We start from the raw sequence: 329 nt of genomic DNA, 5'->3' as shown, positions 1-329 counted from the left end.
TCGATCGAATATTCGACCGTGGCGCCGGTTTCGACACCGGTGAGATTCAACGTGCCGACATTGGTGATGTGGTCGGTCGCGTTGCTACCGGAGTCGGTCGTGAGCGCGACACCGGGAGCAGCGGCCGACGTATCGAGTGTGAAACTGATCGACGTAGCCGATGACGTATTGCCTGCGACATCGACCTGCCGAACCTGCACGTCGTTCACGCCTTCAACGGCGTTGAATCTGGTGTTCCAGGTATGACCGCCGTCGATCGAATATTCGACCGTGGCGCCGGTTTCGACACCGGTGAGATTCAACGTGCCGACATTGGTGATGTGGTCGGT

At 58.7% G+C, this 329-nt stretch carries 1 protein-coding gene; it reads right to left on the bottom strand.

The genetic code is table 11. The annotated features are described in order from the left end of the window. A partial coding sequence (locus DIE15_RS37340) for a hypothetical protein (RefSeq protein ID WP_185734627.1) occupies positions 1-329 on the bottom strand: 329 nt, incomplete at both ends.

The organism is Burkholderia sp. Bp9031 (genome assembly GCF_003857965.1).
GTDB lineage: Bacteria > Pseudomonadota > Gammaproteobacteria > Burkholderiales > Burkholderiaceae > Burkholderia > Burkholderia ambifaria_A.
This window is presented reverse-complemented; position numbering and strand designations above follow the sequence as displayed.